The organism is Achromobacter mucicolens (assembly GCF_029866465.1).
GTDB lineage: Bacteria > Pseudomonadota > Gammaproteobacteria > Burkholderiales > Burkholderiaceae_B > Achromobacter > Achromobacter mucicolens.
This window is the reverse complement of the sequence record NZ_CP123364.1, coordinates 146094-161720: the sequence shown is the minus strand read 5'-3', so window position 1 is coordinate 161720 and position 15627 is coordinate 146094. Positions and strand designations below refer to the sequence as shown.

Sequence of the window (15627 nt, the reverse complement as noted above, 5' to 3'; positions counted from 1 at the left end):
CGCGCGCCTCGCAGCACGCACCATTCACGGCATCCGGCAAGCGCGTGATTACCCCAATCCAAACCAATTGACGCTTAAACGAATGCGTCGATAAGATTCGATCTGCATCGACGCGGGTCCGTCCCCGTCATGCCAATCACAAGGGGTTGGGTCTATCGACTCCAGCAGCAACGCCATGCCCCGGATGCCCTTTGGGGCCGGGGCCCTGTCACTTCTGTCGCGCAATCCGCGCACCACACGGAGCATGAGGGCTATGCGTACTTTTCCCCACTTCAAGCAGGCGGCGCTTGCCGTTGCCGTGGCCGCCTCGCTGGCCTTCAGCGCCGGCGCGGCCGCCAAAACGCTGCACTGGTCGTATCAAGGCGACGCCACGTCGATGGACCCCATGGCCCTGAACGAAACCTTCACGCTGGGGTTCCAGGGCAACATCTATGAAACGCTGGCAGGCTACGACGGCAACCTGAAGCTCACGCCGCTGCTCGCCGAGAGCTGGGAGAATCCCGAGCCCACCAAGTGGGTCTTCAAGCTGCGCAAGGGCGTCAAGTTCCATGACGGCTCGCCCTTTACCGCCGACGACGTGATCTTCTCGTGGAAGCGCAGCCTGACGCCGGGCTCGGACATGAAGGGCTATGGCGCCAAGGCCAGCGACATCAAGAAAGTGGACGACTACACCATCGAAGTCACCACGCCCACGCCCAACCCCATCCTGCCGCGCGAATGGGTGTTCTTGTACATCATGAGCAAGAACTGGGCGGAAAAGAACAAGACCACCGAGGCCACCAACGTCAAGGGCGACAACCAGGGCAATTACGCCAACCTGCACGCCAACGGCACCGGTCCCTTCATGCTGACCGAACGCCAGCCCGACGTGAAGACGGTGCTCAAGCGCTATGACGGCTACTGGAACAAGGACATCAAGACCAACATCGACGAGGTCGTCTTCCAGCCCATCACGCAGGAAGCCACGCGTGTGGCCGCGTTGATCTCGGGCGAGATGGACGTCGTGCAGCCGGTTCCCGTGCAGGACTGGAAGCGCCTGGAAGACGCCAAGGGCGTCAAGCCGCTGACCGCGCCCGAAGCCCGCGCCATCTTCATCGGCATGGACCAGGACCGCGACGAGCTGCTGTTCTCCGACGTGAAGGGCAAGAACCCGTTCAAGGACGCCCGTGTGCGCGAGGCCGTCGTGCTGGCCGTGGACACCAAGGCCATCAACGAGAAGATCATGCGCAACGCGGCCAAGCCGCTGGGCACCCTGATCGCCACGTCCATCAACGGCTACGACGAATCGTTCGGCGCGCCGTACAAGCCCGATCCCGAGCGCGCCAAGAAGCTGCTTGCCGAAGCCGGCTATCCCAAGGGCTTCACGGTGACGATGGACTGCCCGAACGACCGCTACGTCAACGACGAGAAGGTCTGCCAGGCCGTGGCCGGCATGCTGGCGCGCGTGGGCATCAAGATCAACCTGCTGGCGCAGACCAAGTCCAAGTACTTCGGCAAGATCCTGCTGCAGGCCGGCAACCAGACCAGCATGTACATGCTGGGCTGGACGCCCAGCTCCACCGATGCGCACAACACGCTGCTGAACCTGACCTCGTGCCGCGACGCCAAGACGGCCGCCGGCCAGTTCAACCTGGGCGGCTACTGCAACAAGAAGGTCGATGAGCTGACCAACAAGATCGGCGTCGAAACCGATCAGGCCAAGCGCAACGCGATGATCAAGGAAGCCTTTGGCATCGTGCGCAGCGACTTCGGCTACCTGCCGCTGCACCAGCAGCCCATGTCGTGGGGCGTGAAAGAAAACGTCACCGTCATCCAGCGCGCCGACGACGTGCTCGACCTGCGCAACGTCGTGCTGCCGTAAACGCCGTGTGATGCAACCCCGGGCGGCGCGCGCCGCCCGGACGCGCCCGGCCCAGCCCCCACTCCCGCCTCGCGCGCGGAACGCGGCCCGGCGCCGTCCGAACCAAAGGGCTTTCAGACATGCTTTCCTTTATTGCGCAGCGGCTGGTGCAGTCGGTGCTCGTGATGTTGACGGTGGCGCTGATTGCGTTCTCCATGTTCCGCTACGTGGGCGACCCGGTCGCCAGCATGGTCGGCCAGGACACCACGCCCGAACAACGCGCGCAGCTGCGCGAACAGCTCGGCCTGGACGATCCGTTCATCGTGCAGTACGCCCACTTCGTCGCCAACGCGGTGCAGGGCGATTTCGGCATGTCGTACCGCCACCGCCGCCCGGTCAGCGAGCTGCTTGAAGAGCGCATGCCGGCCACGCTGGAACTGTCGTTCGTGTCCGCCGTCATGGCGCTGGCGCTGGGCATTCCGATGGGCATCTACACCGCACTCAAGCGGCACGGCGTGCTGTCCAAGGCATTCATGGCGATTTCGCTGGCCGGCATTTCGCTGCCCACCTTTCTTATCGGCATCCTGCTCATCCTGTTCTTCGGCGTGCAGCTGAGATGGCTGCCCAGCTTCGGGCGCGGCGACGTCGTCAGCCTGGGATGGTGGACCACGGGCTTTCTGACCAAATCCGGATGGCTCGCGCTCATCATGCCCGCCATCACGCTGGCGCTCTTTCAGATGACCCTCATCATGCGTCTGGTGCGCGCCGAGATGTTGGAAGTGCTGCGCGCCGATTTCATCAAGTTCGCACGGGCGCGCGGACTGCCGGAACGGCTGATCAATTTCCGCCACGCGCTCAAGAACACGATGGTGCCCGTCATCACCATCACGGGGCTTCAGCTCGGCTCCATCATTGCCTTTGCCATCATCACCGAAACGGTGTTCCAGTGGCCCGGCATGGGGCTGTTGTTCATCCAGGCCATCAGCATGGTGGACATCCCCGTCATGGCTGCTTATCTGGTGCTGATCGCGTTCATGTTCGTGGTCATCAACCTGGTCGTCGACCTGCTTTACTTCGCCGTGGACCCGCGTCTGCGCGTGCAGAGCAAATAAATAGCGGTAAAAAAGGAAATCGCATGATTGCTCGCATCGCCCCCTTCTTCACGCGCGCCGCCGACAGCGACCTGTGGCACAGCTTCAAGCGTTCGCCCGGCGCCATCGTCGCCGCGATCGTCACGCTGGTCATCGTGCTGGGCGCGTTGTTCGCGCCGGTCGTGGCGCCGCACAACCCCTTCGATCTCGCGTCGCTCAGCATCATGGACGCCAACACCCCGCCGGCCTGGGAAGAGGGCGGCAGCCCCGACTTCCTGTTGGGCACGGACGATCAGGGCCGCGACATCCTGTCGGCCGTGATGTATGGCTCGCGCGTGTCGCTGCTGGTCGGCTTTGCCTCGGTGCTGTTCTCGATGGTGCTGGGCGTGACGCTCGGCCTCATCAGCGGCTACGCGGGCGGACGTGTGGACAGCTTCATCATGCGCATCGCCGACGTGCAGCTTTCATTCCCGGCCATTCTGGTGGCGCTGCTGATCGACGGCGTGGCGCGCGGGCTGCTGCCGCGCGACATGCACGACCAGCTGGCGCTGTATGTGCTGATCTTCGCCATCGGCATTTCCGGCTGGGTGCAATACGCGCGCACGGTGCGCGGCTCCACGCTCGTCGAGCGCAACAAGGAATACGTGCAGGCGGCCAAGCTGATCGGCATCGGCCCCATCACCATCCTGCGCCGCCACATCCTGCCCAACGTCATGGGGCCGGTGCTGGTCATCGCCACCATCCACCTGGCGGTGGCCATCATCACCGAGGCCACGCTGTCGTTCCTGGGCGTGGGTGTGCCGCCCACCGCGCCGTCGCTCGGCACGCTGATCCGCATCGGCAACAGCTATCTTTTCTCGGGCATGTGGTGGATCTCCATCTTCCCCGGCATCGCGCTGGTGGCGCTGGTGCTGTCGGTCAACCTGCTGGGCGACTGGCTGCGCGACGCGCTCAACCCCAAGCTGCGCTGAGGACGTCATGGCCCTTCTGAACATCGAAGACATCCGCATCGAATTCCCCAGCCGCCGCGGCACGCTGGTGGCGGTGGACGGCGTATCGCTCGCGCTTGAGAAAGGCGAGATCCTGGGCGTGGTCGGTGAATCCGGCGCGGGCAAGTCCACGATCGGCAACGCCGTCATCGGCCTGCTCGAAGCGCCCGGCCGCCTGGCGGGCGGCGCGGTGCTACTGAACGGCGAACGCATCGATACGCTCACACCCGCGCAGAAGCGCAAGGTTCGAGGCCGGCGCATCGGCATGATCTTCCAGGATCCGCTGACCTCGCTCGACCCGCTGCAGACCGTCGAAAGCCAGCTGGTGGAAACGATGCTGGTGCATCTGGATCTGACGCACGACGCGGCAAAAAAGCGCGCCGTGCAGCTTCTGGCGCAGGTCGGCATCGACCAGCCCGAACTGCGCGTGCAGCAGTATCCCCATCAGTTCTCGGGCGGCATGCGCCAGCGCGTGGTGATTGCGCTGGCGTTGTGCTGCGAACCCGAAGTCATCATTGCCGACGAGCCCACCACCGCGCTGGACGTATCCATCCAGGCGCAGATCCTGGATCTGCTCAGAAAGCTGTGCCGCGAAGAGCAGGTCGGCATGATCATCATCACGCACGACATGGGCGTGATCGCCGACGTGACCGACCGCGTGGCCGTGCTGTATCACGGCAAGCTGGTGGAACAAGGCCCCACGGCCAAGATCCTGGGCGACCCCGACCACCCCTACACCCGCAGCCTCATCTCGGCCGTGCCGCGTCCGGACATCAAGCTGCGGCGCTTTCCGCTGGTGACCTACATCGAGGACGTGAAGACGCCCGCGCAGCCGCTGGACCTGGCCACGCACTGGCTGGGCCAGCGCCGCGACTTCGGCAAGCGCACGGAAGGCCCGCTGGTCCAGGCGCGCGACCTGTCGATGCGGTTCGTGCTCAAGAGCGCCTTCTTCAAGCGCAACCAGCGCACGCTGGACGCGGTCAAACGCGTGAACCTGTCCATCGGCGAAGGCGAGGTCTTTGGCCTGGTCGGCGAATCGGGCTCCGGCAAATCGACGGTGGCGCGGTTGATCTCGGGGCTTTACACGCCCAGCGAAGGTTCGGTCACGTTTGGCGGCACCGATCTCACGGCGCTCAAGGGCGAGAAGGAACTGAACCCGTTCCGGCGGCAGATCCAGATGATCTTCCAGGATCCGTTCTCGTCGCTGAACCCGCGCATGCGCGTGCTGGACATCGTGGCCGAGCCAATCCGCTTTCACAAGCTGGCCGCCAGCGAAGCCGAAACGCGCCGCATCGTGGCCGATCTGCTGGACGTGGTGGGGTTGGGCAGCCGCGCCGCCGAACGCTTTCCGCACGAGTTCTCGGGCGGGCAACGCCAACGCATCTGCATCGCGCGCGCGCTGGCCACGCGGCCGCGCTTTTTGATCTGCGATGAACCCACCTCGGCGCTGGACGTGTCCATCCAGGCGCAGATCCTGAACCTGCTCAAGGACCTGCAGGAAGAGCTGGGCCTGACCATGCTGTTCATCAGCCACGACCTGCCGGTGATCCGGCAGATGTGCGACCGCGTCGGCGTGATGCGCCACGGCGAACTGCTGGAAGTGGCCGACACCGAATCCCTGTTCGAACATCCGCAGCATCCCTACAGCCAACACCTGCTCGGCCTGATGCCCCGCCTGCAGTCCATGTCCCGCGAGGGGCTGGACGTGGTGAGCTGACACCGCGCGCCCCCGGAGCCTACTGACATGACCGCGACACGGCAAACCCTTTTCATCGGCGGCAAGGTATTCGACGGAGAAGGGCAGACGCTGCCCGGACACGGCGTGCTGGTCGAAGGCGCGCGCGTGGCCCGCGTGGCGCCGGCAGCGGAATTCTCAGGCTATGCAGGCGCCCGCGTGGACACCACCGGCATGACGCTCATGCCCAGCCTGGCCGATTGCCACGTGCATCTGGTCTACACGGGCGGTGCGGACCCCAACGCGCAATTGAGCAAGCAAGGTCCGGCGCAGATCACGCTGACCGCGCTGGAGAACGCGCAGGCCAGCCTACGCGGCGGCGTCACGGCGCTACGCGACTGCGGCGGCAAGGATTATCTGGAATTCGGCGTGCGCGACGCCATTGCGCGTGGCGTGTTCCCCGGCCCCACCATCAAGGCCTCGGGCCGCATCATCTGCATGACGGGCGGCCACGGCAACCGCATCGGCCGCGTGGCCGACGGCTGCGAGGAAGTCGTCAAGGCGGTGCGCGAACAGGTCCACGCGGGCTGCGACCTCGTGAAGATCATGGCCACGGGCGGCGTCATGACGCCGGGCGTCAGTCCCATGGACGCGCACTACAGCTTCGACGAGATGAAAGCGGGCGTGCACGAGGCCAAGCGCTTTCGCAAAAGCACCGCCAGTCACGCGCAGGGCACGCAAGGCATCCTGAATGCGGTGCGCGCGGGCATCGATTCGATCGAGCACGGCATCTTCATGGACGACGACTGCCTGCGCGAGATGCTGGAGGCCGAGACCTACCTGGTGCCGACCATCGCCGCCGTGCGCAACATCATCGCCAATGCCGACAACGGCATTCCCGCCTACGCGGTGGAAAAGGCCCGCGCGGTGGAACAGCGGCATCGCGAGTCGTTCCAGATGTACTACAAGGCGGGCGGGCGCATCGCGCTGGGCACCGACGCGGGCACGCCGTTCAATCTGCACGGCGAGAACGCGATGGAGCTGGCGTACATGGTGGAATTTGGCATGACGCCGGTGGACGCGTTGATCGCCGGCACGTCACGCGGCCATGACCTGATGGGCATGACCGATCACGGCGTGATTGCCGAGGGCAAGGTGGCCGACCTGCTGCTGGTGCAGGGCGACCCCGCCGAAGACATCATGAAGGCCGCCGACAAGCGCTTTCACGTGGCCGTGCTGCGCAACGGCGAACTTGCGGCGGGCGCCTTGCCGTTCTGAACCTCAGGGCGCCGGTGCGGCGCCCTGCGAGTTGCGCATGAACATCTGGCCCAGGAACATTTCGATGGGTATGCGCTTTCCGTTGATGTCGACTTGACCATCGCGGTAGTCCGCCTCGAACTGGATCACGCCGTCCTCGATACGGGCCCAGGATGTTGCCGCGACCAGGCCGCGCACGCCTGCGGCTTCCCGCTCGGCCGCCGACCGGGCCGCCTCACGCGTCGCGCCCTTCAATTCCGCCCGCGCCGCGATCACATCGGCCATGTTCTCCGGCGACAGCTTCATCCGCATGCTCACGTTGCGCACGACTTCCTTGATGATGGCGATAGGGTCGCGCTTCCAGAACGACGGCGCGTCCAGGCCGATATCCAGGCTGAGCGTCGACGTGCCACGCGCCGTGTCGACCTGCAGCGTCGACAGCGTGAAGCTGGGGCGGGCCAGAAGAAACTTCAACATATGCGACGCGGCAAGCATTCCGTCGCCCGAAAGCGGATCGGCCTTTTGCGCTTGCAACGGCGCGCTTGCGGTGGCGTCCTGAAACGCCTTGAGCGACGCAACATCCAAGTCCTTGCCGCTCGCCGCCATCTGCAGCTTGGCCACATGCAGGTGGCGCACGCTGATGCTGCCGACATCGAGCGTCATCTTGCCGGTCATGCGCTCGGGGGTTCCGTCCGAACCCAGCGTCAGCGCAATGTCCTTCAGGCCCAATGGCAGCTTGTCCAGATCGGAAGCCCATTGCTTCACCGTCAGCGTCGTGCTGCTTGCGGTGGACTCGGGTGCGCCCGTCAGTTCATGCGATAACGCCAGATCATCCAGGGTCAGCGTGTAAGGGTTGCCCTTGATCACTTCGGTCAGCGAGGCCTTGCCGATGGCCAATGACACCGCATCGCGCGTGCCGTCACCGGCATGTTCGACCTGCGCCTGCAAACCCGAGAAGTCGAACGTGATCGGAGCGTCGGCATACTTGACGGGCGCCAGCGCCACATTGCCGGAAAAGTCGCGGCCATACGCGACTAGAAAGTTCGCCGTTGCCGGCGCCGATCCGCCTGCGGCCGCGAACCAGGCGGCCGCATCGGGCGTCTGCGTCATGTGCAGCCGGCCCGCCGCCATCACGGGCGCGACGTCGCCTGACGCAAGCCGAGAGGCGGGAAACGGACCGTGTTCAATGTTGCTCGTGAACGCAAACGCCTTCTCGGCGGGTTTGCGGCCAGACGGCACGGTGACCTTCGCACCGAACCGCGCTTCGGAAGAAAACACGCCGCGTTCGAACGACAGCAGTTCCAGCGTCACGGGCACGCCCACCTTCGCACCCAGGCGCTGCGCCTGCGCATTCAACACCTGCACGTCCTGCGCCAGCCGGGCTTCTATTTGCTTGCCGGTGTACCACGCGGTGCCGACCCACGCCGCGGCCACCACCGCCACCAACGCGCCACCCGCCACGATCCGCTTGTTCATGTTGCCCCTGTCCGTTTTTGAAACCCCGCCATTACCGCGATCGGTCGCGTCAAAGAAAAACGGGCTGTCGCAGGACAGCCCGTGTCAGGCGCGCCCAGACGATTGCGGCGCGCCATTCGTTTTGCGGCAGCTTAGCGCATGCCGCCCATCACGCCGCCCATCGCCATCATCAGGAACTGCTGCAGCGGCATCTTCTTGCCGTTGAAGTCCACCTGGCCGTCGGCGTAGTTCAGGTAGGTGACGATGTTGTTGTTCTCGACCTTGCCCAGACCCATCGCGGTGGCCATGGTGCCGACCATTTCCACCTGGCCCTTGGCGGTCTGCGCGGCCTGCTCGGGGGCCACGCCGCGCATTTGCGGTTCGATGGCCATCAGGTCCGCCAGGTTGCCCTTGGACAGCACCAGCTTGGCATCCAGCTTCTTCAAAGCCTGCAACGCCATGTCGGAGGCCTCGCCTTCCAGCGCGGCCGGCTTGACCAGCGCCAGGTTCAGGTTGAAGGTCGACGTACCGTTGGCGGTGCGCACTTCCAGCGGGGACACGGCCAGCGTCGGGTTGCCGGCCAAGAGCTGCTCGAAGTTGGTCTTGAGCACGGCCTTTTCTTCTTCCGTGAACTGCGGCGTCTGCTCTTCGCCCTGGCTTTGCAGCATGCGGCGCGAGGCGGCTTCATAGACGTCGTTCAGCGACTTCAGCGCCTTGGAGTCCAGGTTCTGCGCGTCGACGACCAGCTTCATGCCGGCCACGTCCTTGGCCTGCACGTTGATCATGCCGAAGTCCACGGCCATCTTGGCGCCCATGGCCGGGCCGTTCTCGGTCATGTCCACGGCGATGGACGTGTCCTTGAACTGGACGGGCGGCTTTTCGCGGGACGTGATCGTCCAGTCCTTGAACGTCAACTTCTGGCTGCCGACGTACATCTCGTTGGCAGCCGGCTTCAGGTCGCTGGTCAGGCTGATGCCCTTGACCGCCATGGCGGTGATGTCGCTGTTGTCGGACGGGCCCGAGAGCTCCAGGCTGTCGGCCGCCACGTCGAAGACGCCGCGCTTGGTGGAGGTGGCGTATTCAAAGTCGCCCTTCATGCCCGAGAAGACGAGCTTGGTGGCGTCCTTGGCGACTTCAACCGGCGCCATGTTGAACTTGCCGGAAATGTCCTTGCCGTAGCTGACGCTGTAGTGGCCCGAGAGCGGCACGGCGCCCTTGGCGGCGGCGAACCAGTCCTTGACCGTGTCCGTCTCTTCCAGCGCGAAATCGCTGGCCACCATGGCCGGCATGAACTTGCCCGACTTCAGGTTGGAGAACGGCAGGGGACCGTGGCTCAGGTGTTCGACGAACACCACGTCGCGCTCTTGCGCGGGCTTGCCGTCAGCGGCGGGCGTGGTGAACTTGATGCGGTAGCGCGACACCGAGGTGAAGACGCCGCGGTCGAACGAGACCAGTTCGGCGACGGCATTGATGCCCCATTTGTCGGCGACCTTCTTGAGCTCGACGTTCGAGTCCTCGATGGCCTGCTTGACGAATTCCTCGGCCTTTTGGCCCGTGTACCAGGCCGTGCCGGTCCAGACCGCGCCCAGCGCGACGACGATGCCAACTATTGCCGATTTCTTCATTGCATCCCTTTTATTTTGAATAGATGAAAGCCGACGGATTATAGGGAGGGCCGACTAGGGAAAACACTTATTTTGTTCGAAGTTAATACGAAATATTGCTGTTTGATTCTATAGGGACCTTTTGACCACTTGCTGCGCCGCCACATCAGCTACAATCCGCTTCGTGCGCCAAGCCAATCTGCGCACGTCCGCTAGGCCCTTCGCTGCCAAGCTTCGCCCCTGATGGGCGCTTCCCTTTTCTCCTTATACCGACCGCCTGGATTGGAGTCTCTCAAATAGAGCGACAGGCTGCCGCTGGAGCTGTTTTGACTACCACTTCCCCTTTCGCCGACCTCGGGCTGGCTGATTCGCTGTTGCGCGCCATTGCCGATACCGGCTACACCGCGCCCACGCCCATTCAGGCCCAGGCCATTCCCCAAGTGCTGAAAGGCGGCGACCTGCTTGCAGCCGCCCAGACCGGCACCGGCAAGACCGCCGGTTTCACGCTGCCGATCCTGCACCTGTTGTCGCAGAAAAAGCCCGAGGCTCGCAAGCCCGGCCGCCCCCGTTGCCTGATCCTGACCCCGACGCGTGAACTGACCGCGCAGGTGGCCGAATCGGTGCAGACCTATGGCAAGTACACCTCGCTGACGTCCATGGTGATGTTCGGCGGCGTCAATATCAACCCCCAGATCTCCGCGCTGCGCAAGCCGCTGGACATCCTGGTCGCCACCCCGGGCCGCCTCTTGGACCACTGCGGCCAGAAGACGGTGGACCTGTCGGGCGTGGAAATCCTGGTGCTGGACGAAGCCGACCGCATGCTGGACATGGGCTTCATCCGCGACATCCGCAAGATTCTCGCCCTGCTGCCCAAGCAGCGCCAGAACCTGCTCTTCTCGGCCACGTTCTCCGACGAGATCCGTACGCTCGCGCGCGGCGTGCTGAACAATCCGGGCGAAGTCTCGGTCACCCCGCGCAACACCGCCACCGAACTCGTCACGCAGACCGTGCACATGGTCGAGCAGCACCACAAGCGCGACCTGATCAGCCACATCATCCGTGAAAGCGGCTGGCATCAGGTGCTGGTCTTCACGCGCACCAAGCACGGCGCCAACCGCCTGGCCGAAAAGCTCGTCAAGGACGGCCTGACCGCCGCGGCCATCCACGGCAACAAGAGCCAGTCGGCCCGCACGCGCGCGCTGGCCGGCTTCAAGGACAGCACCGTGACCGTGCTGGTCGCCACCGACATCGCAGCCCGTGGCCTGGACATCGACCAGCTGCCCCAGGTCGTGAACTTCGAGCTGCCCAACGTGCCGGAAGACTACGTCCACCGCATCGGCCGCACGGGCCGCGCGGGCGCCACCGGCGCCGCGGTCTCGCTGGTCGACAACAGCGAGATCAAGCTGCTCAAGGACATCGAGCGCCTGATCAAGAAGACCATCGAGCGCAAGCCGGTGGAAGGCTGGACGCCTCCGGCCACCAGCGCAGCATCGTTCGAGCGCCAGGAGCGCGACGAAGACACGCGCAACATGCGCGGCGGCCATCGCAATGGCGGCCGTGGCGGCAACGGCGGCTCGGGCCGCTCGCGTCCCGCCCAGGGCCAGCCGCGCGCGGCGGCAGGCGGCCGTGCGCCCGCGCCGGCCCGCACCGGTGAAGGCCGTGGCAATGCCGGTTCGCGCGACGGCAAGCCCGCCGACCGTCCGGCTCACGCCGGCCGCGCCGAGGGCCGTCCCCAGCAGAACCGCCGTCCCGAAGGTTCGTCGCGCCCGGCAGGCAATGCGCCCGCCGGCCGCCCGGCCGAAGGCCGCTCAGGCCAAGGCCGTCCGGGCGGTGCGCCCCGCGCCGCGCTGCTGAGCAAGTAATATCACTGGCAACCCCGACACTGCGACCCACGGACCCGCGCCATCATGCCTTTATCCACCTGGTTGACGTTCTTCCTGGCCTCCTGGGCCATTTCGTTCTCACCGGGCGCCGGCGCGATCTCGGCCATGTCGTCAGGCCTGAAATACGGCTTTGCGCGCGGCTACTGGAACACGGCAGGCCTGATCCTGGGCATCCTGTTCCAGTTCGTCGTGGTGGCCGTGGGCCTGGGCGCCGTGCTCGCCACCTCGGAAATGGCGTTCAACGTCGTCAAGTACCTGGGCGTGGCCTACCTGGTCTACCTCGGCGTGCGCCAGATCCGCACGGACGCCGCACCCGTTGCGGTGGACGCGGGCGATCCCCGCAAGGCGTCCATCCGCGATCTGGTGATGCGCGGTTTCCTGATCAACACCATGAACCCCAAGGGCACCGTGTTCCTGTTGGCCGTGGTGCCGCAATTCGTGGACCCCGCGCTCTCCTTGACGCCGCAGTACGCGGCGCTGGCGGCAACGCTGGCGTTCACCGACCTGGTGGCGATGGGCGTGTATACGCTGCTGGCGGCGCGCGTGTTGCGCCTCTTGCGCGATGCCAAGCACATCCGCTGGATGAACCGGACCTTCGGGTCGCTGTTCATCCTGGCGGGCGTGTTCCTGGCGACCTTCCGCCGCCACAACTGAATCAAAAAGCGTGGGGCACGTGCCGGCAACGGCGCGTGCCCCACATGTTTTCGTGCACGACACCGGACCGCGCCGGCCTGATTGACGGCGCCAAGCAGAAACCTCCGATATGAGCATTTCCAACGAAGTCGCACGGCGCCGTACGTTCGCCATCATTTCCCACCCTGACGCGGGCAAGACCACGCTGACGGAAAAGCTGCTGCTGTTCGCAGGCGCGATCCAGATCGCCGGCAGCGTCAAGGCGCGCAAGGCGTCGCGCCATGCCTCGTCCGACTGGATGGAAATCGAAAAGCAGCGCGGCATCTCCGTGGCGTCCTCGGTGATGCAGATGGAATATCGCGACTGCGTCATCAACCTGCTCGACACCCCGGGCCACCAGGACTTCTCCGAAGACACCTACCGCGTGCTGACGGCGGTGGACGCCGCGCTGATGGTGATCGACGCGGCCAACGGCGTCGAGCCGCAGACCATCCGCCTCCTGCAGGTCTGCCGCGCGCGCAACACGCCGATCATCACGTTCATCAACAAGATGGACCGCGAAGTGCGCGAGCCCCTGGAACTGCTGTCGGAAATCGAAGGGCACCTGGGCATGGACGCCGTGCCGTTCTCGTGGCCGGTGGGCATGGGCAAGTCGTTCGGCGGGGTGTTCGACATCCGCCGCGATCGCATGCGCGTGTTCCGTCCTGGCCAGGAGCGCCGCTCCGACAACGACGACTTCATCGAAGGCCTGACCAACCCCGAGATCGCCAAGCGCTTTGGCGGCGCGTTCGATCAGGCCAGCGGCGAGATCGAGCTCATCAACGAAGCAGCGCCGGCGTTCGACCGCGACCAGTTCCTGGCCGGCAAGCAGACGCCCGTGTTCTTCGGTTCCGCCATCAACAACTTCGGCGTGCAGGAAGTGCTGGACGCCCTGGTCGACCAGGCGCCGCCCCCGGGCCCGCGCACGGCCCTGCAACGCGAAGTACAGCCCGAAGAACCCAAGTTCACCGGCGTCGTCTTCAAGGTGCAGGCCAACATGGACCCGGCGCACCGCGACCGCGTTGCCTTCGTGCGCGTGAGCTCCGGCCGCTTTGAACGCGGCATGCGCCTGAAAGTGGCGCGCACCAACAAGGAAATGCGCCCGAACAACGTGGTGTCGTTCCTGTCGCAGCGCCGCGAACTCCTGGACGAGGCCTATGCCGGCGACGTCATCGGCATCCCCAACCACGGCGTGCTGCAACTGGGCGACGTGCTGACCGAAGGCGAGACCCTGCAGTTCACCGGGCTGCCGTTCTTCGCCCCGGAACTGTTCCAGGCGGTCGAAGTGAAAGACCCGCTGCGCACGAAGCAGCTGCGCACCGGCCTCACCCAATTGGGCGAGGAAGGCGCCATTCAGGTGTTCCGTCCCGATGTCGCCGGCGGCTCGCTGCTCTTGGGCGCGGTCGGCCAACTGCAGTTCGAAGTGGTCGCGCACCGCCTGAAGACCGAGTATGGCGTCGATGCCCGGATGCTGCCGTCGCGCTACACAATGGCACGTTGGATTACGTCTGAAAACCCGAAGGCGCTACGCAAGTTCATGGATGCCAATGCCGCCCATATCGCCTATGATGTGGTCGATGCTGCGGCGTTTTTGATCGGTTCTCCCGCGCAGTTGCGCGTCGCCGAGGAACTGTATCCCGATGTGAAATTCCATGCCATGCGGGAGCACGGCGGCAAGGTTTTCGGAGACAAAGCGTAGACCCGTTCGGGTTCCGCACGGCAGATTGAGGGTAGCAATGTCTTGGCGTTTTTTGATCGCAACGCTCCTGATCGCGCTCGGCGCGTCGGCTTGGGGCGGTATTCAACTGGGTGACTGGCTGGTGGCGCACGCGCCCGCGGCCGCGCCCGCTCCTGGGCAGGACGCCGCCGCGTCCCAGCAGCCCGTGCTGGACGCCAATGGCCGTCCGTACGTGGCGCAGCCTCCGCAACCGCGCATCGATGGCACGCTGGGCGTGCCGGACAAGCCGGCCGACCGCGAATGGCAGGTCAATACCGTGTCGCTGTTCGACACGGTCAGCGACCCCGCTGTCCAGATCTCGCGCGAACGCATCAGCCCCGAACAGGCGCGCGAAATCGCTGCCTCGTCGCACGTGCCGCTGCCCTCGGGCACGTCGGACGTCAGCACCATGGACCTGCTGGTTCCGGGCACGTCGACCGCCATCAATGGCGGCGTGGCCGCCGGCGGCAGCTACGGCACGCCGCAAATGGTGCAGGCGCCCCCGCCGCCGCCCAACACGGCGCCGGCACCCGGCGCCCAGGGCTGGCAGGATGCGCTGCGGCGCGAACTGGCCCAATGCGCCACGCAAGGCTTCTTCGAGCGTCCCTCGTGTTCCTGGAACGCGCGCAACAAGTACTGCGCGCCGAACCGCGCCTGGGGCACGATGGCCGAATGCCCGGCCCGTCCGCAGTAAGGTCTCTGCAGCGGCATATCAGCCTGCCTGTACAGCTTTCCAGCATAAAAAATGGCGCCCCGCGGGGCGCCATTTCTTTTGCAGCCAAGTGCCTTATTCGGGCACGGACATCTGGCTTTGCAGGTAGTTCTGGATGCCGACCTTGTCGATCAGGTCGATCTGGGTTTCCAGGTAGTCGATGTGCTCTTCGGTGTCGTCCAGGATGTCCTGGAAGAGATCGCGCGACACGTAGTCCCGCACCGATTCGCAATACGCAATGGCTTCCTTGACGGTTGCCTGGGCAGCCGTCTCGAGCTTCAGGTCACAGGCCAGCAGTTCCGGCACGTCTTCACCGATCAGCAGCTTGTGCAGGTCTTGCAGATTGGGCAGGCCGTCCAGCATGAAAATGCGGGCGATCAGACGATCGGCATGCTTCATTTCGCCGATCGATTCTTCGTACTCGTGCTTGCCCAGCTTGTCGAAGCCCCAATGGTTCAGCATGCGGGCATGCAGGAAGTATTGGTTGATGGCCGTCAGCTCATTGGTCAGTTGCTTGTTGAGAAACTGGATGACGGTTTTGTCGCCTTTCATGATGGACTCCTTGCAGTCAGGCGCGACGCGAGCGCATCGCGACAAAGGAGCGCACGATGCCGCGCGTACGCAACCCGTGCAGACTACCATTCGGCGGAGGGCCGCGCCTAGCCTTGCGCTGCATTTGGTAAACGGCTTTAGGAGCGCAACAAGAAAGCGACAGGCTAATGAGAATGAGTA

At 64.9% G+C, this 15627-nt stretch carries 12 protein-coding genes; 9 read left to right on the top strand and 3 right to left on the bottom strand.

The annotated features are described in order from the left end of the window. Positions 1 to 253 precede the first annotated feature (253 nt). From QEP15_RS00720 to QEP15_RS00700, 5 genes are all read left to right on the top strand, one after another. The gene (locus QEP15_RS00720) at positions 254 to 1861 is read left to right on the top strand and encodes an ABC transporter substrate-binding protein (protein ID WP_056327766.1); all 1608 of its coding nucleotides are present in this window, start codon (positions 254 to 256) and stop codon (positions 1859 to 1861) included. Positions 1862 to 1980: 119 nt separating this feature from the next. Beyond that, positions 1981 to 2952, top strand: coding sequence for an ABC transporter permease (locus tag QEP15_RS00715; RefSeq protein WP_056327765.1), 972 nt, complete (start codon positions 1981 to 1983; stop codon positions 2950 to 2952). A 23-nt stretch (positions 2953 to 2975) separates the two neighbouring features. After that, a complete protein-coding gene (locus QEP15_RS00710) occupies positions 2976 to 3902 on the top strand; it encodes an ABC transporter permease (RefSeq protein ID WP_056327764.1) in 927 nt (308 codons plus the stop codon). A 7-nt stretch (positions 3903 to 3909) separates the two neighbouring features. Then, on the top strand, positions 3910 to 5637 hold the full coding sequence (locus tag QEP15_RS00705) for a dipeptide ABC transporter ATP-binding protein (RefSeq protein WP_062840160.1): 1728 nt from the start codon (positions 3910 to 3912) through the stop codon (positions 5635 to 5637). Between the two features lie 27 nt (positions 5638 to 5664). Beyond that, positions 5665 to 6873: a metal-dependent hydrolase family protein gene (locus QEP15_RS00700; RefSeq protein ID WP_056327762.1), complete on the top strand. Its 1209-nt coding sequence runs from the start codon at positions 5665 to 5667 to the stop codon at positions 6871 to 6873. A gap of 3 nt (positions 6874 to 6876) precedes the next feature. Here the strand turns inward: QEP15_RS00700 and QEP15_RS00695 are convergent, their stop codons facing one another. Together QEP15_RS00695 and QEP15_RS00690 are read right to left on the bottom strand one after the other, a co-directional pair. Further along, on the bottom strand, positions 6877 to 8328 hold the full coding sequence (locus QEP15_RS00695; RefSeq protein WP_280148313.1) for a YdgA family protein: 1452 nt from the start codon (positions 8326 to 8328) through the stop codon (positions 6877 to 6879). Positions 8329 to 8459: 131 nt separating this feature from the next. Then, positions 8460 to 9932, bottom strand: a complete 1473-nt coding sequence (locus QEP15_RS00690; RefSeq protein WP_152383123.1) for a YdgA family protein — start codon at positions 9930 to 9932, stop codon at positions 8460 to 8462. Positions 9933 to 10237: 305 nt separating this feature from the next. Between QEP15_RS00690 and QEP15_RS00685 the strand changes: the two genes are divergently transcribed. The 4 genes from QEP15_RS00685 to QEP15_RS00670 all read left to right on the top strand — a co-directional run bounded on the left by QEP15_RS00685 (position 10238) and on the right by QEP15_RS00670 (position 14877). Then, positions 10238 to 11773: a DEAD/DEAH box helicase gene (locus QEP15_RS00685; RefSeq protein ID WP_280148312.1), complete on the top strand. Its 1536-nt coding sequence runs from the start codon at positions 10238 to 10240 to the stop codon at positions 11771 to 11773. A 45-nt stretch (positions 11774 to 11818) separates the two neighbouring features. Further along, complete coding sequence (locus QEP15_RS00680) at positions 11819 to 12448, top strand: LysE family translocator (RefSeq protein ID WP_062840156.1); 630 nt, start codon at positions 11819 to 11821, stop codon at positions 12446 to 12448. Positions 12449 to 12557: 109 nt separating this feature from the next. Further along, the gene (locus tag QEP15_RS00675; protein WP_056327757.1) at positions 12558 to 14165 is read left to right on the top strand and encodes a peptide chain release factor 3; all 1608 of its coding nucleotides are present in this window, start codon (positions 12558 to 12560) and stop codon (positions 14163 to 14165) included. Positions 14166 to 14202: 37 nt separating this feature from the next. Continuing rightward, positions 14203 to 14877, top strand: a complete 675-nt coding sequence (locus tag QEP15_RS00670; RefSeq protein ID WP_056327756.1) for a hypothetical protein — start codon at positions 14203 to 14205, stop codon at positions 14875 to 14877. 93 nt (positions 14878 to 14970) lie between these two features. Here the strand turns inward: QEP15_RS00670 and bfr are convergent, their stop codons facing one another. After that, positions 14971 to 15447, bottom strand: a complete 477-nt coding sequence (gene bfr / locus QEP15_RS00665; RefSeq protein WP_056327755.1) for a bacterioferritin — start codon at positions 15445 to 15447, stop codon at positions 14971 to 14973. Positions 15448 to 15627 lie beyond the last annotated feature (180 nt).